This is a genomic window from Wujia sp., assembly GCF_056872695.1.
Window position 1 is genome coordinate 114714 of the sequence record NZ_DBMFCD010000005.1, and the last position, 20250, is coordinate 134963.

The 20250-nt window shown below is 44.6% G+C and carries 11 protein-coding genes; 2 read left to right on the forward strand and 9 right to left on the reverse strand.

Features of this window, described 5'->3' with window-relative positions:
• Nucleotides 1-51: 51 nt before the first annotated feature.
• Nucleotides 52-777: a helix-turn-helix domain-containing protein gene (locus ACZQK9_RS06620; protein WP_483270054.1), complete on the reverse strand. Its 726-nt coding sequence runs from the start codon at nucleotides 775-777 to the stop codon at nucleotides 52-54.
• A 261-nt stretch (nucleotides 778-1038) separates the two neighbouring features.
• Here ACZQK9_RS06620 and ACZQK9_RS06625 point away from each other — a divergent pair, with 261 nt between their 5' ends.
• Nucleotides 1039-2958, forward strand: coding sequence for a DUF885 domain-containing protein (locus ACZQK9_RS06625; protein ID WP_483270055.1), 1920 nt, complete (start codon nucleotides 1039-1041; stop codon nucleotides 2956-2958).
• 66 nt (nucleotides 2959-3024) lie between these two features.
• On the opposite strand, the gene pckA is transcribed toward ACZQK9_RS06625, so the two are convergent.
• The 5 genes from pckA to hisA all read right to left on the reverse strand — a co-directional run bounded on the left by pckA (nucleotide 3025) and on the right by hisA (nucleotide 12793).
• Complete coding sequence (gene pckA / locus ACZQK9_RS06630) at nucleotides 3025-4641, reverse strand: phosphoenolpyruvate carboxykinase (ATP) (RefSeq protein ID WP_178017816.1); 1617 nt, start codon at nucleotides 4639-4641, stop codon at nucleotides 3025-3027.
• A gap of 135 nt (nucleotides 4642-4776) precedes the next feature.
• A complete protein-coding gene (locus tag ACZQK9_RS06635) occupies nucleotides 4777-6543 on the reverse strand; it encodes an ATP-binding protein (RefSeq protein ID WP_178017817.1) in 1767 nt (588 codons plus the stop codon).
• 32 nt (nucleotides 6544-6575) lie between these two features.
• Entirely contained in the window at nucleotides 6576-9644 is a 3069-nt protein-coding gene (locus ACZQK9_RS06640) for a YfhO family protein (protein WP_483270056.1), read from the reverse strand.
• A gap of 23 nt (nucleotides 9645-9667) precedes the next feature.
• Nucleotides 9668-11962: a glycoside hydrolase family 9 protein gene (locus ACZQK9_RS06645; protein ID WP_483270057.1), complete on the reverse strand. Its 2295-nt coding sequence runs from the start codon at nucleotides 11960-11962 to the stop codon at nucleotides 9668-9670.
• A gap of 57 nt (nucleotides 11963-12019) precedes the next feature.
• A complete protein-coding gene (hisA, locus tag ACZQK9_RS06650; RefSeq protein ID WP_483270058.1) occupies nucleotides 12020-12793 on the reverse strand; it encodes a phosphoribosylformimino-5-aminoimidazole carboxamide ribotide isomerase in 774 nt (257 codons plus the stop codon).
• 458 nt (nucleotides 12794-13251) lie between these two features.
• Here hisA and ACZQK9_RS06655 point away from each other — a divergent pair, with 458 nt between their 5' ends.
• On the forward strand, nucleotides 13252-14718 hold the full coding sequence (locus ACZQK9_RS06655; RefSeq protein WP_483270059.1) for an AAA family ATPase: 1467 nt from the start codon (nucleotides 13252-13254) through the stop codon (nucleotides 14716-14718).
• Here the strand turns inward: ACZQK9_RS06655 and ACZQK9_RS06660 are convergent.
• The 3 genes from ACZQK9_RS06660 to ACZQK9_RS06670 all read right to left on the reverse strand — a co-directional run bounded on the left by ACZQK9_RS06660 (nucleotide 14704) and on the right by ACZQK9_RS06670 (nucleotide 20229).
• Nucleotides 14704-16632: a glycosyltransferase gene (locus tag ACZQK9_RS06660; RefSeq protein WP_483270060.1), complete on the reverse strand. Its 1929-nt coding sequence runs from the start codon at nucleotides 16630-16632 to the stop codon at nucleotides 14704-14706. The genes ACZQK9_RS06655 and ACZQK9_RS06660 overlap by 15 nt on opposite strands.
• A 23-nt stretch (nucleotides 16633-16655) precedes the next feature.
• The gene (locus ACZQK9_RS06665) at nucleotides 16656-18446 is read right to left on the reverse strand and encodes a glycosyltransferase family 2 protein (RefSeq protein WP_483270061.1); all 1791 of its coding nucleotides are present in this window, start codon (nucleotides 18444-18446) and stop codon (nucleotides 16656-16658) included.
• A 334-nt stretch (nucleotides 18447-18780) separates the two neighbouring features.
• On the reverse strand, nucleotides 18781-20229 hold the full coding sequence (locus ACZQK9_RS06670) for a TrkH family potassium uptake protein (RefSeq protein ID WP_178017824.1): 1449 nt from the start codon (nucleotides 20227-20229) through the stop codon (nucleotides 18781-18783).
• Nucleotides 20230-20250: the final 21 nt, after the last annotated feature.

Consider the following 20250-nt stretch of genomic DNA (forward strand, 5'->3'; position numbering starts at 1 on the left):
TCTTTTTGCAACAAGCGGACACAGAAAGTTTTTGAGCACAAAGTTTTGTTCTTACCGGTGTTTTTTAAAGATTCCTTTTTTTGTTTTTGTTGCAGCCACCTCCGCATTTGCCTGCTGGATTTCCCGCAGCACAGTATCCAGTCTCCGGTATCTGGCTTCTTCCCGTTCGTCTTTTTCCCTCATAACCGCATCAAACTGCCGCATGACATCCGCCGTTACTTCTTCTTTAATTGACGTTGTGATAATATCTTTATTTTCCCGCAGTGCAGTCGCAATCACCCGGTTCATCACACTTTGAAGCTGTGCCTGCTTAAAGTCAACAACCTTATCTTCGTCACCCACCGTTTTCTGCATCCGCTCCAGCATCGAATCCTTGTCCTCATCCATCCGTATATGAATCGGACGAAGCTCCACCGACGATGTGTGCTTCATGTTCACTTCTGGTTTACACGATTTATCATCATTATCTGTTTCTTCCTGTGCTATTTTTGTGCATTCGACGGGCTGTACATTCTCCTTACTTTTTTCTTCTGGCAAGTCTGATACATCTTCCCCAGCTTTCACACGTTTTGCACGGATGATCGCGTTTCGGATATCCTTGAGCATCAGTCCCTCTTCTTTCATTGCCTTCACGCTCTCAAACAACCGGATATCACGGTCTTCATAATATCGATGCCCTTGCGCATTCCGCTTAATGTCGAGTTCTAATTCATCCTCCCAATATCGAAGCACATGTGTCTCCACATGCAGTTTTTTTGCAGCTTCCTTAATTGTCATAATCCCCATCTCTCCTTTATATGTAAACGTTTTTTCCCGTTCTTACCTTACCATAAATATGCTTTTCTGAAACCTCCTTTCGTATCCTTTCTCTCGTGTTTTTTCCTGTCCGTTCGACACACACACTTCCGTGCATTTTATGTGAAATATGCATTGGATGATTGCAGATTTTAATTATTTCGAGTATGATTATTTTGTATGTCTATCTAATTAAAGCAGATACTATACTGTAAGATATTAAAATGGAGGTTCTATATTTATATGTGGAAAAAATTTTACAAGAAAGCGACGGCTTTTGCACTTGTCTGTGCAATGTCCGTCATGCTGACCGCATGTGGTGGTAGCAACAGCAGTAACTGGGACACGGCATCTTTATCCTTGGAAGATTCTGTGGAAAACGTGATTGCCGAAGGGACTGCTGAACCTGAAGCATCTCCGATTGATGCTTCCACTTTGGAGGATTGTGCCTATGCCCTGCCAGATCCAACCGGTGAAGAAGCCGAAGCTGAACAGGCACGGTTTCACACTTACCTTATGGATAACTTTAAGGAGAGTGTCACAAGCGATACTGTAACACTTCACTATACCGTTGCAAATCCTGCCGACTATGATCTGGATGTTCCAACCGCAACCTTTGGCGACGCAGAGATTTCTGACGAGGCCATTGCAAGCGACAAAAAAGAAACCGAAGACGAAATCACCGAACTGCAATCCTTTGATTATGATCTGCTGACCAGTTCCCAGAAATACACTTATGATGTCATCAAGGATTATTTGGACCTGAACCTGGAATCCTATGAATACACATATCTATATGAGCCATTTGCGTATACAAGCGGTTTGCAGACAAACATGCCAATCAATATGTCTGAGTACAAGTTTTATAATGAGGGAGACGTGCAGGATTATCTGGCATTGCTTGGGCAATTGTCCGATTACTATGGAAAATATCTGGACTTTGAGCAGGCAAAGATTGACAAGGGACTCTTCATGAACGAGCATTCCGCTAGCGAAGTTATCCGCCAGTGTGAAGAATTCATCGCGAACCCGGAGGAAAACCTTCTGATTGCTACTTTTGAAGATAAGGTTCACGGTGTTAATGGTTTGAGTGAAGAACAGATTCAGAACTACATTACCCAGAATCACGACACCGTTATCAATTCTGTTATCCCTTGCTACAAAAACGTAATTAACTTCTTTAACGCACACAAAGATGATGGGCAAAACGATCTGGGACTTGCTGGTTTTGAACACGGAAAAGAATATTATGCATATCTGTTAAAGGATAAGGTTGGCACCGATAAAACGCCAGAAGAAGTCTGCGACTGGCTCGACAATGCAATTAGCGATGTCCTGTATGAATATCAGACAGCTGCTCTAGCCAACTATTCCGCCTATGAACAATACTTTAATGATTCAGGAGATGGTTTGTACGATGACAACGATCCATTGGAGACGATCAATTACTTTAAGGATGCATTTGCTGACACATTTCCTGCCATGCCGGATGTCAATTACACCGTGGAAAATGTCCATGAATCTCTGGAGGATATTGTAAGTCCGGCCTTTTACGTTACCACGCCGATTGATGCATACGACAACAACTCCATCTACCTGAACATGGGCAGTGATGGTGCCGGAAACCTGTGGTCAACCCTTGCACACGAAGGGATTCCAGGGCATATGTACCAGTTTACCTACTACTTAAACACACACCCGGAGCCAATCCGTGCCTTGCTTAACTTTAACGGCTATACTGAAGGCTGGGCAACCTATGTCGAGATGATGAGCTATTCCAAATACGAAGATTATCCGGAAGACTGCTACGCGGACTTCGAGCGCATTAATTCGGAATTAAACCTGCTTGTCAGCGCCCGTGTCGAGATCGGTGTCAACTATGAAGGCTGGGATCTCGAAGCCACACAGAAGTACCTCTCCGACAACGGCTTCAATTCCGACGGTGCGGAAAGTATCATGGACTATGTCATTGCCGAACCGGTCAACTACCAGATGTACGTCATGGGCTGGCAGTCTTTCCAGGAGCTTCGCGACTACGCTGAATCCGCATTAGGCGATAAATTCGACGAACAGACATTTCACAAGGTACTGCTTGATGCAGGTCCTTCCCAGTTCTATCTGATTGAGAAGCTGGTCAAACAGTATGTAAAAGATAATTTATAATTTTTTATATAGCAAAAAATAACCCGCGTCATCGACGCGGGTTACCTTTATTTATAAGCGATTCAATTACTCAGCCTTAGGACCAGCAGCAACCAATGCCTTACCAGCATCGTTTGTTGTGTACTTCTGGAAGTTCTTCTCGAATCTTGCAGCAAGATCCTTAGCCTTTGTCTCCCACTCAGTAGGATCAGCATATGTGTCTCTTGGATCAAGGATTGCTGGATCTACACCAGGAAGCTCTGTTGGAACCTCAAAGTCGAACATAGGGATCTTCTTTGTAGGAGCTGTCTTGATATCACCGGAAAGGATTGCATCGATGATTCCACGAGTATCCTTGATTGTGATACGCTTGCCTGTTCCGTTCCATCCTGTATTTACGAGATAAGCCTTAGCTCCGCTCTTCTCCATCTTCTTAACAAGCTCCTCTGCATACTTTGTAGGATGCAGTTCAAGGAATGCCTGTCCAAAGCAAGCTGAGAATGTAGGTGTAGGCTCTGTGATACCACGCTCTGTACCAGCAAGCTTTGCTGTAAATCCTGAAAGGAAGTAGTACTTTGTCTGCTCTGGTGTCAGAATAGATACTGGAGGAAGTACTCCAAATGCATCTGCGGAAAGGAAGATTACGTTCTCTGCAGCAGGACCTGCGGAAACGCCATTTACCTTAGATGCAATCTTCTCAATATGATCAATTGGATAAGATACACGCGTATTCTCTGTTACACTCTTATCATCGAAATCAATCTTACCTGCTGCATCAACTGTCACGTTCTCAAGAAGAGCGTCACGTCTGATTGCGTTGTAGATATCTGGCTCAGACTCCTTGTCAAGTCCGATAACCTTTGCATAACATCCACCCTCGAAGTTGAAGACACCGTTGTCATCCCAACCGTGCTCATCATCACCGATCAGAAGTCTCTTAGGATCTGTAGAAAGTGTTGTCTTACCTGTACCTGAAAGACCGAAGAATACAGCTGTGTGCTTACCTTCCATATCACAGTTAGCAGAACAGTGCATAGAAGCAATACCCTTAAGTGGGAGGTAGTAGTTCATCATAGAGAACATACCCTTCTTCATCTCTCCGCCGTACCATGTATTGATGATAACCTGCTCCTTAGATGTGATGTTGAATGCTACACATGTCTCAGAGTTAAGACCAAGCTCTGCATAGTTCTCAACCTTAGCCTTAGATGCGTTGTAAACAACGAAATCCGGCTCGAAATCCTTAAGCTCTTCCTCGGAAGGCTTGATGAACATATTTGTTACAAAGTGAGCCTGCCAAGCAACCTCAACGATGAAACGAACTGCCATACGTGTATCCTTGTTTGCACCACAGAATGCATCTACAACATAAAGCTTCTTGTTGCAAAGCTCCTTCTTAGCAAGATCCTTAACAACTGCCCATGTCTCTTCTGACATTGGATGGTTGTCGTTCTTGTATGCGTCTGTTGTCCACCATACTGTGTCCTTAGAATTCTCATCCATAACAATGTACTTATCTTTAGGAGAACGTCCTGTAAATACACCTGTCATAACGTTAACTGTATCTAATTCTGTGTTCTGTCCAACCTCATAACCCTCGTTTGAAGCCTTTGTCTCTTCCTCAAACAAAACTTCATATGAAGGATTGTGAACGATTTCTGTTGTTCCGGTAATTCCATACTTAGTTAAATCAATGTTTGCCATCTTAAAATTTCCTTCCTTTGCTTTTTATTAATTAAGGGCAGTTATCCACCCAAAACCATCGAAATTGTATCACTAAAAAGATATCCAGTCAACCAACATATATGAAAAATCGTTTAATTTTTCGTGAATTAAATGTTAATCCTCTTTTTTATCAATATATCGGTTGAGTGTCTCAACTACAGTGTTCAGATTATACGGTTTGGCAATATAGTCATCCAGCTTGTTCTCTAAGATACGTTCCTTATCTCCAAACATGGCTCTGGCTGTAACAGCAATAATTGGGAGTCTCTTTCTGTGCTCCTTCTGCTCAATCTCACGGATCTGCTGTGTTGCTGCGATACCATCCATAACCGGCATCTGTACATCAAAGAGTGCTGCATCATATTCTTTCTGTTTAAACAGTTCAATTGCCTTTTCACCGTTTTCTGCAATATCATAAGAGAAACCTGCCATGCCAAGCAGCTTACCGATAACCTGCTGGTTCACCGGCTCATCCTCTGCAACAAGGATACGTGCCTTGCTATGTGCATTGATGGAGAATACTGCGGCATCTTCTTTTTCTTCCATGTTCTTCGCTGCTTCCACTTCGGCTGCCTTTACAACCTTCAGAGGAATCTCAGCGATAAACGTCGATCCAATGCCTTCCTTACTCTGGACACTGATATTGCCACCCATCAACTCTGCAATCTGCTTGGAGATAACCAAACCTAATCCGGAACCGCCATACTTTCTTGTATCCGAACCATCGACCTGTGAGAAACGGATAAACAGCTTATCCATGTTCTTCTCAGAGATACCGATACCTGTATCTGCAACTGCGATACGCAGGTTAATATTTTCTTTCTCTGCATCAATCGCTGCAATCTTTACTCTTACACTTCCCTCAGATGTAAATTTTAATGCATTGGAAAGCAGACAATTCAAAATCTGCTGAATTCTCTGTCCATCGCCCTTTACAAGCTTTGGAATGTTATTACCAAATGTACAGTCAAGGGCAAGTCCCTTATTTGTTGCTGTTGGTACCTGCGCTGCCACCGTCTCCTCAATGGCCGCGCGTACATCGAAGATTTCTTCCTTCAGGTTATATTTACCAGCTTCCAGCTTACTGATATCCAGAATATCGTTGATCAGTCGAAGCAGGTTATCTGCACAGCCCTTTGCAGTAAGCAGGTTATCACGGTAATCTGCCTGCAGATCATCTGCCATCAGAGTAAGCTGCAACATTCCAAGAATTCCGTTGATCGGTGTACGGATCTCGTGGCTCATATTCGCAAGGAACTCTGCCTGTGTCTTGTAGGCTGCATTTGCATCCTCGATTGCCGCAGACAGCTTGTTCTCCGTCTCTTTCTGATCCGTAATATCGATAACAACCATATTGATGTAATCCGCTTCGGATTTATACATGACTGTGTTAAATACTTTTCCAAGCTTCTCCATCGTAATCTCTACATCCATGAAGTCGCCCTCTTTAGTTCCAGATGTATTATACGCAGTAAACCATGCGTTAATATCCTGTAACACTTCAATCTTGCTCTCGCCAAGAATCTTGTCCTGGTAATCCGATGCATCCAGATTAAAGTAGCTTCCGAACCGTTCGTTTGCTTCCTGAATGCAATACCCGATACTGTTTCCAAGTGAATCTGTGATGATCTTTGCCTGTGCAAATCCAATCGGAAGATTCATAAACAATTTCTTGTACTTGTCACCTTTTGTGCGACCTGCCGTAGCACCGCCACCAAGTGCAAATACAATCACTCCCGTGACAGCCGCTGCCAGCACACCGACAATAATTCCTGCCGGAACCGCCTTAAAAATCGCTCCAAATACGATTCCGAGCACAACATCCAGTGCCGCCGCAATAATGATTAGTTTCTGCCACCCTAATTTTGCTAGTTTTTCCATATGCATAACACCCCCTATTTATCAACATTCTACTATAGATTTTCGAGATTTTCAATATCTGTCTCGACCTCTTCTGTAAGTTTTTCGTCTGCATTTTCGTTCTCTTCGCACGCATTCGATTTCTCGATTCTCCGTACCTCCAGTTTCTTCTCCACCTGCAGTGCAAGCATCAATAAAACCATACAGATGATGGATATAAGAATTCCCGGCAGCATGCCCTGTGGCATATATGAAAATTCAACGGTATGCGTACCGGCATCCATATCCACACCGATAAATGCGCCTGCCACCTTATAGTAATCCACCTTTTTGCCATCAACCTTCACTGTCCATCCCTCATCATAAGGAATGCTTGTGAACAGCGTCTTATCCTCCGGCATTTCAATCGTGCCATAGATATATCCATCTTTCACGGTTTCCACATCCAGCATATGGTTCGTCAGCTCCCGGTACACATTTTCAAATGCCTCCGGATGGAACGTTGCAACATAAAATGGCGCAACTTCTGATCCACTGACATTGCTGTATTCATATTCAATAGAGACATAATCACCTGCTTCGAGCTGTCCCAGATGGAAAATCTGAATCTGATAACGGTCATAAGCGATTTCCTGTCCATTCTTATAAAACCGAATCTTTGTCACATAATTGCCCCGGCAGTTCACATAGTAATCACCGGCATGATCGGCAGTAAAGCTCAACATAAAATACATTGCTCCGGAAGCATTTGGCGTGAAGCTGACCTGATTATTCTCATAGCTTACCTTTGCTGTATCACTGGTCACACTGATCACTGGATACTCATCCTGGAAGAATCCTCCATATCCTGTCATATCATATGCCAGTGTATTCTGTGCAACCATCGCCGTATACCGGCTCTGATCCCATTCCTTCACATTGTTGCTTACCGCAAATCCGATTGAAGTCGGATATGGATTTTCATAGATCGATACGTTATCAACCGTCTCCTTATAATCATAGTCAAAATTATTCAGATCTCCCGGACGCTCAAGCAGATAACGGATATTGAATATTGCATTCGTAAACGGCGTGTAGCCGCGATACAAAAATTCGTTCGCACCCGTATAAAATCCAAGCTTACCCATCGTAGTGACAACCGGTCCCATAACGGTTGAATTAAACGTACTGACACTCGGCATATTATGCCAGCTTGCTTCATCCAACACCTTGTAATTCATCAGTTCGGACCGATAAAAGCCTGCCTGTTCCTCCTCTGCCAGCTCTCGTACCCGCACATTGGCCGCGGTTACCGCCGGACTCGTCTCATAATACTGCATATAATGACAATATCCGTTGTCCATAAATCCATAAGCCGCATTTGCCACAAGTTCCACCAGGCAGACACTTCCAATGACTGAAATATATGTCGCATGTGTGATTTTTTTGGACGTTCGCAGACAACAGGTCACGCCATAGATCACCAGCATCGCAAGGCTGACCGGAACAGCGAATTTCTGAATCGTATCTCCTGCCTGCTGCTTGCATGCAAACACAAACGCCACGGCAAGTAAAACAGATGAAATCACAAAACAAATATCAATCTCTGCAACCTTCTGTACCGCGTCATACGCCATAATCAACAGCACAAATATAAACACGAATGAAAAACGATTGGGAATCCCATACTGGTCATGCATGCCATGCCAGATATAATTTAATGTCTGATGATTAAAGCTGATCACCAACAGCACAAGCAAGACATATTTCCGGAATTTCTTCCATGGATGCTCTTTCACAAACAGATACAGGAACATCGTCAGAATTGCCAGCATACCGCAGTACAGATTCACGCCACCATCATAGATCTGGTTTGTGATTGGCTTTGTAAATACAAGCAGCTGTCGCAGCATCACGAAGATATTTCCATACCAGGTTCCTTGGGGGATTGCCATGTCTCCCGCCGCCGTTGCCATAATTCCATGATATGCAGGAAGCAGGATGAACGCTGCCATGCCTCCCGACAGCAGAGAATACACTGCAAACCGGATACCATTTACAAAAAATCGCTTAACTGTCTTATGCCCGTAGGCAAAGAACCACAATACCATAAACAGACAAATAATGTAGCCAATATAATAATTACAATAGAGCGCATAGAAAAGAGAAAGCACATACAGTTTTGGATCCTGCTCCTCAAGCATACGCTGAAATCCCAGCATAATCAGCGGGAATATCATTATGCAATCCAGCCACATCGTATTCCAGTTATAGCCAATCACATAATTGCTTAATGCATAGGCTACAGAAATCGCTACAATCAGGAAATTCCTTTTCTTTTCGCCATCCTTATAGCTTAAGAAATGTACCATTGCGACCGCTGTGAGTGCAATCTTTAAACACATTAAAAAGCATGTCACCGTCGTAATCTGTTCCTTGCCAAAAAGCAGCAATACCAGATTAAACGGACTCATCAGATAGTACGCGGCAAGTGATACAAAATTCGAACCGAGCGCTACATTCCATGTATAAAGAAGACTTCCTTCATTCAAAAGCTTGTTTCTGAGTTCCGAGAAAAATGGCAGATACTGGTGCACACTGTCCACCAGTGTCAACGAATTTTCACCAAACGGTGTAATCTTCTCCGCAATACATACAACCAGCATAACAACCGCCACAATCGCAAACGACAGGTAATAACACCAGTTATCCTGTATATTTTCCTGAAAACTTTTCTTCTCCTTAAACACGATCAGCTTGCTGAAAACATAATTTAACACAAGCACGATGACCTGCACAAAAAGCTTCGAAAACAGCTCATGCATCCGGAATGTGTCACACAGGATTGCAAACCCAAGAATCTCCACAACCATTGATACGAGACGCGCACCAACGAACTGGATTGCTTCCACAACTGTTGCATAAAATCCTTTTTTCTTGCTCTGAAATACAAAAAACTTATTTGCAAAATAGGCAAAAGCAATAGCCATAGCGATTGCTATGGCATTGCATGTGTTTCTTGAAATTGAAGTTGTCAGCCGCAACAGGAAGAAGGATACCAGATTGACTCCCGTCGTACAGCCTCCGGCAATCAAATATCGCATTTTCTCATTTGCAAGTATCTTCTTTATTAAACGAATCAATTTCCTATCCTAACCTTTTCCTTTTAATTTAATCCTGTGAGCAGGTAAATCAGTGGAGAGTTCCAATAAATCGTAACCTCATTGCATGAATAGCACTGCTCATTATCCACATATGCACGTCCCGGTGCAATACCGTAAAGAACTGCATTTGCATACGGATCATTCAGATTGTTATTGGCACCGCCGACCAACATACCCGGCATCGTTTCTTTCAATACCTGTGATGGTCTGTGGTGTGTTGCATTTGGTGTAAGAGAGCCATACCCGGTTACATAACAGTATCCAGTTGGATTCACACCAAAGATATAGTCACGCATCTTCTGCGCATACTCTATATACTTGGCATCGCCCGTCAGGTTTGCAGCAGCCAAAAGCTCCATACCCTTGTTTGCGATTGTCATATTGCTTCCCCATGGATATGTCACTCCCATGCCGGTGAAAAATCCCTCTGACTCTGCCTTGGATAATGCCCCGTCTGCATCTGCAAGCAATTTCTCCTTTGCTGTCTTTGCCACATCTGCCTCTACAGAATCCGTCTTTGCAAGATCATACAATGCATAACTTCCGATATCAGCCCAGCCAAAGCCTGTCAGATAATTGCTTTCAAGCGCTGCCTTCGTTGCACTTAAATATTTTCCATCCTTTGTTGCAATATACATCTCCGCAGAAGCCCAGAGTGTCTCGTCTGCCAGATGTTTATCATCATATGCACCCGTTACAAGATCTTCCGGATTTTCATATCCCTTCATATCCGGGTTTGCTTTCAGGAATGCATACGCATTCGTTGCCGCATCCAGACAGCTCTTTGCAAAATCTGCATCGTATTCTGCATAGAGTATAGATGCCTTTGCCATAACAGCTGCAAAATCTGCTGTTGCTGCATAGGAAATCGGTGCAAGCACCATATCATCTGTCTCATCAACTGCAAGTACTGTCTCTGGGAATACAAGTGCTGTTACCTTATGATAGACACCACCACTCGCTGCATCCTGCATCTTCAGCATCCAGTCAAGCTCATATTTTGCTTCATCCAGAAGATCTGGTATCTTGTTTCCACTCTCAGGAATTCCCAGATCATCCGCAGTCTGTCCATAATCTTCGTAAGCGAGGAAGAGATCCTGTATCGTCTTAGCGCCAGACACAACATATCGTCCATAGTCTCCTGCATCATGCCAGCCGCCGGATACATCAATCTTTTTTCCGGATGTATCGCCATAAACAGTTGCCTCCTGCATATGGCATGCTTCATGTGCGAAATCTCCGGCGATATCCTTGGACACCTCTGTTCCGCAACGCTGCTTATATAACATCAGAACAACATCCTTATATACATCATCATACAGATCGTCTCCGATCGAGAACTCATACGAAGCACCGGACGGGCTGGAAATAACCTTATATGTACCCGGCGTATTAAATGCCGTGAAATCACCGTGTCTTACATTCGACTCGGCAGACTTATCATACGAAAGCTCTCCGTATGCACCGACGAACATTGTCTCCTCGGTCTTTGCATCTACGATCTTAAATTTCTCATCCTCCTTGGATGTCACGATTACGGTCTTCGTATCGTCCGGCTTATAACCGATCTGATTTACCTTTACCTGAATTGGCTGTGGTGCACCAACGATTTTCTCCGCATTGGAGCTATCCGTTACAAACAGGGAAATGTTATCGAAGTAAATCTTATGTGCTTCCGTAACTTCCGTCTGTCCTTCCTGGGTTCCCATATTGACAACAAATCGTGGAGCCGGATCAGAATTTTCTTCCATCGAAAACTCCTTTGTGATCGTCTGTGTCTCAGGTCCGACTGTGATGAAATCACTCGCATATGCATGATAATCACCACCATTTATCTGTACACGCCACTGGATTACACGCTCAATATCACTTCTGACATCAAAACTCATCGTATAAACACAGCCCTTTGCCATCGTGAATCCATCGTAATAAATCTGACAGCTATGCTCCAGCGGTCCACTCTTTGTAATGTCACAGACCAGCTCACCATTTTCCGCAGACATCGTAAAGTTACCGTTGTTCATGTAGCTCGTGAAACCGTCTGTACCATCATCAAATGTTACTCCGATTGCATCTGCACCCTCCACAGTCGTGAATCGGTCATCCTCCACAACCTCCTGTTCTGTTGTTGTCCAGTTGCCATCATCCTCGATGGTTGACGCTGTTGCATCTGTCACCGTTGCACTGCCGCCTGCCTGCTCAGTCGTTGTCGTGTCTGCCTTGCCGCCACATGCACAAAGCGAAAGCGCAAGGGCAGTCGCTGCAATCGCAGCCGCCGTCTTCTTAAATTTTCTCATAAACCCTCCTGTTTTGTTCCCTCTTTATAGTTTTATCACAATCAGTGTCCCTGACTGCTACGAACAAAATCCCACAACTTCTTCATATGGCAGCACACCACCGAATATATCGAGTGCGCTTCCAACCGTCACATCGATTCGGTCTCTGCCACATTGCTTTAACTGTTCCAGATCCGCAAAGCTTCCAACCCCTCCGGCATAAGTCATCGGTTGTTTTCCCCATGTACCCAGCATCGTTGCAAGCCCTGTCTCAATACCGGCTGCCTTGCCTTCCACATCTACCGCATGGATCAGATATTCGCTGCAATATTCCGCCAGCTTATCCAACGTCTCCGGCGTAACCAGTTCCTCTGTGAACTTCTGCCAGCGGTCTGTCACAATATAGTACTTATCATCTTTCTTCCTACAGGACAAATCCAGCACCAGATGTTCCGCACCGATCAGACCCGACAGCCGTTTCAGATTCTCATAATTGATCCTCCCATCCTTAAATACATAGGATGTCACAATCACCTGCCGTGCGCCCATATCCAGAAACTGCTCTGCATTGTCCGCGTTGATGCCTCCGCCAATCTGCAACCCCTGTGGATATGCTGCAAGCGCAAGCTTCGCCTGTTCCAGATCTTCCTCATAATAGGTGCTGCCAGCCGGATTCAGCAGAATGATATGTCCACCAACCAGTCCGCTTCGCCGATACAGATCCGCATAGAAATCCGCCTTCAGCTCCGAAACAAAGTTATCCATAGCAAAATCCGCTTCATCCTTAAGGCTGCCACCAACAATCTGCTTGACTGCGCCGTTATGTATGTCAATGCATGGTCGAAACCGCATACTACGCTCCTTCTACATCGACAAATTTGAAGTGGGGAAACATCTCCTCCGCAATCATACATGGAACACACGCTACCCAACCACTTCAAATTGCCGATTGTCTTCCTTTTCCTTAATATCTCCTCAGACTACATTTGGTTTCTATCGTACCATATTTCCCTACCTTGTTCAATATATTTTACTTTACGGGCAAGGGTTTTTGCGGTATCATTTACCCAAGGTAAATTGAACGAACACCTGTAAAACTCTTATGAATGTAGATGGAATTACACATAATCACAAATTCATAAGCAGACCGTTGAAACACGTCAGCACTTAACGAACAGTGCCATGAAATGGTGCTGTGAGTTTAGTGTCTGCTACGTGTTGAACCGAGCGGGAGCGCGTCTGCGAGGAATTGTGTATTATGTGTAATTCCAAGGTCAATACCTAAATCTTTACAAGAGCAAGGAGAAATTATGTTAAACGATTTAAAGAAGGAAATCACGGATTGTTACATGTATGGTGAAATCATCTGCCAACAGGGCTTTGGTCCAAAGACGGATATCTCCATGCACGACATGATCCGTTTCGATCTGTTGCAGTTTCTGGTGTATCTAACAGACAGTTCCGATGGCAGTCTGTACCCGGAGACACGCTTTTTACATGAATATCTTGGTCAGTATTTCACATTGGAATCTCTCATGCGTTTCAAGCAGGACCGCACGGCAGCACCGGAATTTGCCACAACGATTCCCCGTTCCCTGACATATTTTGTGGAAGCAGACCAGTCGGGACTTTCCGCCTGCACAACAAAGGGGTTCTCAAAGTCAAGAAATCTGTATAACCTATATGTTGAGCTTGGACAGGCATATATTTCGTGCAACAACCACGCAACCGACGCAGAGGTATCTGCACTGACAGCCTACACCGGTATGCTGGAGGAATATCTGCGCAAGCTGAAGCTGTTTGAGCCGGGGGAGAATCCGGCACTGAAGAATCCTCCAAAACCTTCCACACCGAGCAAGGCTGCCCCTGCCTCAAACGCATCTGCTAAAAATGCTTCGACCTCCCAGGCTGCTATGGTGGCTATGAAAGGCACTGTCAACAAACAGGAAGTTCCGGAGGAAGATATCAAATTAGACGATTTGTTAAACGAATTAAACGAACTGACCGGTCTCTCCGAAGTGAAGAAGGATATCCGGGCATTAATCAACCTGTTGAAAGTGAAGAAGCTGCGTGAAGAACGTGGCATGAAACAGCCGGAAATGTCATTACACATGGTATTCTCCGGAAATCCGGGAACTGGTAAGACAACGGTTGCCCGTCTGCTTGCCAAAATCTACAAATGTCTTGGCATTCTGCCGGGCGGTCAGCTGGTCGAGGTCGACCGGTCCAACTTAGTCGAAGGCTACGTCGGTCAGACTGCAATCAAGACGAAGGAAGTGGTAGAAAGTGCTTTAGGCGGCGTTCTCTTCATTGACGAAGCTTATACTTTAACCGCCGGAAAAGATGGAAAAGATTTCGGTCAGGAAGCCGTGGATACCCTGCTTAAAATGATGGAGGATAACCGTGATAATCTGATCGTGATCGTTGCCGGTTACACGGAACTGATGCAGGAGTTTGTGGACTCCAATCCGGGGCTTCGTTCGAGATTTAACAAATATATCCATTTCGAGGATTACAGTGGAGATGAGCTTTATGAAATCTTCTTATCCATGTGCAGGAAACAGGAATACGAACCAAACGCACAGGGAAAAGCATATGTGAAAGATTTGCTGAATATCTGGGCGAAATCCCACGATGAAAATTTTGCAAACGCCAGAGAAGTCCGAAATTATCTGGAGCGTTCCATCGCCAGACAGGCAAGCCGTATCGTCGAGCTTGACTCTGTCAGCGACAAACAATTAAAAACATTAACCAAAGGGGATTTAACGGAGGGATAATACCTGTGACCACAGGATTTCAAACAGATCCCTTTCCTTTTGTTCCTCCTGTGCATCTACCATGGCAGCTTCGCGCGCCTGTCTGACAGAATCGGGCAGGTTGTGAATCTGCCATTTTGCTTTTGCAGCATTTACGATCCGATATCCATGTTCGCGCACACGCAGGCTGAAATCAAGGGCTGAAAGCTCTGTATGGAATTTATCAGAAAATCCCCCCAACAATACAAACACGTTCTTCATTACAAGCATACACTGCGCCGGTGCAATCATGTACTCCCGGTTCATACCATAGTAACGCATTGCGCCTGTCTCATCATGCCGGATCTTCCGCCACTCTTTCCACGCATCAAATTGCAGCAGCCCCCGGTATGGGTACCGATACAATGCCTTTATTTCCGTGAGATCAATAGCCCGTTCAGTTTCTGCCTGCCACTTCTGAACCGGAGACTCATACGGTCCCGCAAATTCCAGTCCCGCACAATACAATCGCTCCTGGTCGTCATAGACGGTCCCTATTACCATGCCAACATCATCCCTCATAGCAATACCAAGCATCTCCCCCAGCGCTGTTGTATCACCAATCTCCATATTGGCATCCAGAAACAACAAGAAACTACCGTTTGCATGCATGGCACCAAGATTCCGGCACTCTGTGCTGCTTTTTCCTGCTTCCGCTGCCACCACAGCAATATTGCGCCTGCGGCTTTGCGTCTGCTGATAATATTTCTGCAGCTCTTCATCCGCCCGGTCTTCATCTACAATAATAATCTCAAAATTACTGTACCGTGTTTTCTCATAAAACGGCTCCAGCATCTGCTCCATCAACACACGATTCGTATGCCCTGTTATGATCATCGACACAAGCGGATTGCCCGGCGTGTCATATTTCAGTTCATAGACGCTTCGCTGATCGGTCGTCATGACTCTTGCCAATAAATGTTCACGCACCACATGTGCTTCCAGCGCCTCTTTTCCTGCCTGATTTTCCAGTGCGTGTTTTGCATCCCTCTCCAAAGAAGTTCCGTCGTGGATTCGTTTGTGATACAACACACGTGGAATATGACAGATTTCCCGTTTTCCTTCACAACAGCGCAGGATCATATCATAGTCCTGTGCACCATCATACTGACTATGAAAACCTCCATCCGCCATCATAAGCTCTCTACGTGCAACAAACAGATGGGAAATATAATTGTAAGCACGCAGCAGATCCACATCAAACTCCGGCTTAAACCGCGGTTCCAGATAATGACTTCCATTCTCTGCCATCCGGTCTTCATCGGAATAAAGCACATCATACCGTTCGCTCTGCAGAACATCAGCCACCCAGTACAAAGCATCCTCCGTCAATACATCATCATGCGCCAGAATCGCAATATATTCTCCCTTTACCATCTGCAACGCCCGGTTACTGTTCCCGGAAATTCCGAGATTTTCCTCCATTTTTATATACCGGATTCGCGGCTCGTTCTCCATATACTGCCGGATAATGCGTTCCGTCTCCAGACTGTATACTTTCTCTAATACTGAAATTTCTCCATCTTCTGACACATGCGCATCCAATACCGGTAGTTCCCCCTTCGCCTGACTGCCATCGACCAAACACAGCTCCCAGTTTGCATATGTCTGATTCAGCACAGATTCCAGCATCGCACGCAAAGAAAGCTCCGGCGTCATGTACACCGGAACTATAATACTGATACAAGGGCAGTATGAAAACACCCGCTCCCTCTGCTTTGCAAGTGCTTCCTCATCCGCCTCTAAAGATTCTTTAAAAAACCGGTCATATGCCAGATCCAGTCCGGTCACCATCGAACGTGCTTTGGAAAGTGCTTCCGGAATCGCAGTGGAACGAATATGCTCGAACCCTTTTTTAATTGTATCCGCATTCAGATCAGAAAATCGAAACTTCATCGTCACTGCCTCCCCTCGTTCTCCTATTTCCGCACAGAAAAATCAAACACATCCAATGCCAGATTTTTGTTGTAATATGGATCTCCGGATGTCAGAATATCTGCCCATCGTGACTGGAACAGCTGCATCTCGCTATGAAACCGATTCTGTTTTTGGAGTGTATCTTCTTTCCCTCTGGATTTTGATTCATAATGATGCAGTTTTGCCTGCGGAACATACACAACCAGTTTTCCAAGCTTTCTTACTTTCAAGCAGAAATCCACATCATTAAATGCAACCTGAAACTCCGGCTCCAATCCTCCCACTGCATCAAAGGTCTCTCTGGAAATCATCAGACACGCAGCTGTAACTGCACTGTAATCACAGGCAACAGAAGTCCGGAGCTGATAGATTCCAGCCTTCTCATCCATTGCAGAAAATGCATGTCCGGCAATTCCGCCAATCCCAACGATCACACCCGCATGCTGGATCGTATCATCCTCAAAATACAACCTGGCTCCGACAATCCCAACATCCTTTCGTTGACAATAACCAAGCATCTGTGTAATAAAATCCGGAGAAATTAGTTCCGTGTCATTATTCAACAGTAAAATATACTCGCCCTTTGTATGCGAAACACCAAAGTTATTGATTCCGGAATAGTTAAATTCCTCCTGCCAGTACAACACCTGAATGTGCGGATTTTCCGCGAGTGATTTATAGTATGCAAACGTTTCTTGTTCCACACTGTTATTTTCCACTATAACAATCTCATAATTCCGATAGGTAGATCGCTGTTCCAATGCCTCAATACATTTTTTCAGGTCACTCACATGATCCTTGTTTGGAATCACGATTGACACAAGCGGTTCTCCCTGAACCAGATAGCTTACCTGATAATACCCTGGAGCAGCCCCATCTACAACCTCTGCAGCAAGTCCCTGTCGTAACAAATGTGCTTCTATGGCACGTTTTCCAGCTTCAAACGCATATCGTTTGGTCTCCGGATCTTCCGCCGTCGATGCTGCATGTGCCCGCCAATGATACAAAATCTTCGGAATATGGAAAATCCCATCCGCCTGCTCAATGCAGCGGAATATGAAATCATAATCCTGCGCACCATCATACGCCGGATCCAACATGCCAACCTGTTCTGCCAGAGTTCTCTCTGCTACAAACATATGGCAGATATAATTATTACAACGGAGCAGATCAATATTAAAATCCGGTTTAAAATTCGGAGCAAAGAAATAATCTCCGGTTTCATCCACTTTATCTTCATCAGTATAAATTACCTGTACCCTCTTCGTGTTTAATGCTTCAACACATGCATAGAGTGCATCTGCCTCAAAAAGATCATCGTGATCCCCAAATACAATATAATCTCCAGTCGCGAGTGTATACGCCTGATTTGTATTTTCGGCAATTCCAAGTGTTCCTTCTTGCAGTGCCGTATAACGGATCCGCGTATCCTTTTCCATATATGGCTGTAAGAAATCCTGTAAACGTTTCTCTTTTCTTCCTCCATCGGAAAAGCACAGCTCCCAGTTTTCGTAGGTTTGTGCCTGCACCGATGCAATCAGTGCACGCAAAAAATCAGGATTACTCTCGTATAGCGGCACTAAAATACTGAATTTAGGCTGATATGCAAACTTGTGTTCACGTTGTTGCTGCCTCTCTTTGTCTGTCAGGCGATGCTGATGCATCCATTTATTATAATCCACATGACGTGAACCAAGGTGTAGATATTTTTTTAATTTTGTACAGGTGTTACGCAATCCAAATGTTTTTGTGTTTTTTATTACCCGCACCACATCGATATATAAACGACCCATCTTCAGCTTCTCCTGCTAATTTCTATTATTTTTCAACAAATCATTATGTCACCACGCGTCAGCGTGGCTTCATTATATCATGTGTCACCACGCGCTAGCGTGATGACCTGCGCACGCATCAGTGTGCTTCATTATATCATACCCCACCGGAAAATCACACGAAAAAGCAAGAATTAGTTGTATTTTCCAGTTTATTTCATGTATAATAAACTCGTTATAAGGTTTACCATTACGAATACCATTCTTATATTAATCTTTCAGTAATTAACCATATACCTTATAACGCACGAAGAGGAACCGGCCCATCCAGTTCCTCTTTTTTATAGTTTCCAAATTATGCTCTTCTTCGTTTCCAGACAGCCGGGCAGAACAACAGCATCATCGGGAAAATCTCCAGTCTGCCTGCCAGCATATCGAACATCAGAATATATTTCGTAAAATCCGTAAAATGTCCGAAATTCGCCATCGGTCCAACCAGAGAAAGCCCCGGACCGATATTGTTAAACGTCGCTGCTACTGCCGCGAAGTTCGTGACCAGATCTTTGTTCTCAATCGACACAAGCAGTACGGATACCGCGAAAATAACCATATATGTCATAAAATAGACATTTGTCGCCCGCAGCGTCTCATGCTCGAGTGGTTTTCCCTCGATTTTGATCTTCTTCACGGAACGCGGATGCAGATAAGAAATAATTTCTTTTATAAATGACTTGCATGCAATAATAAACCGTGAGACTTTGATACCGCCGCCCGTACTTCCGGCGCAGGCACCGATAAACATCAAAAGCACAAGGATTGTCCTCGAAGTCTCCGGCCATAGATTGAAATCCGCACTTGCAAATCCCGTTGTCGTGATAATACTTGCTACCTGGAAGAACGCTTGCCGGATGCCTTCCGCCGGCGCATACAATGCAAAATGCCGCAGATTAATAAAGATAAACACTGCCGCTGCAATCACGATGATAAAATAAATCCGCACCTCTTCAAACTTCAGCGCATCCCGCAGCTTTCCTGTGAGAATCAGGAAATAAAATCCGAAATTCACACCGAACAGCAGCATGAAAATCGTAACGACCCACTGATTATACGGGCTGACACTGACGAATCCGTCATTCCAGATTGCAAAACCTCCGGTTCCGGCTGTTCCAAACGACGTTGTCAGAGCTTCAAACAGATTCATTCCTCCAAAGAGTAGAAAAATCACCTCTATCATGGTCAGGGTAAAATAAATAATATACAGATATTTGGCTGTCTGGCGCACCTTCGGCACAAGCTTTCCAACCGAAGGTCCCGGGCTTTCCGCCTTCATCAGGTTCATGTGGCTGCCTCCCGCCATCGGCACGATTGCAAGCAGAAATACAAGAACGCCCATGCCTCCGATCCAGTGGCTGAAGCTTCGCCAGAATAAGCTGCCCTTCGTCAGTCCTTCCACATCCGATACAACTGTCGCACCCGTTGTTGTAAATCCCGATATCATCTCGAACAGCGCATCTGCAAAATGCGGAATATCACCATTGATCACAAATGGCAGACATCCGATCACAGACATCAAAATCCATGAAAGTGCGACTGTCACGAAGCCTTCCCGCAGATAAAACCGCATATTCTTCGGTTTCCGCAGGATGATTATCGAACCTACAACTGCACTTCCGAGTGCCACCCACAAAAAAGCAAATCCACCTTTCTCTCCATAGATTGCAGACACAATCCCCGGGAGAGTCAGAAATGCTGCCTCGATTTCCATGATCCAGCCTAATATATAAATAACTACAGAGTAATTCATAATTTATCTCCCACCAAATAT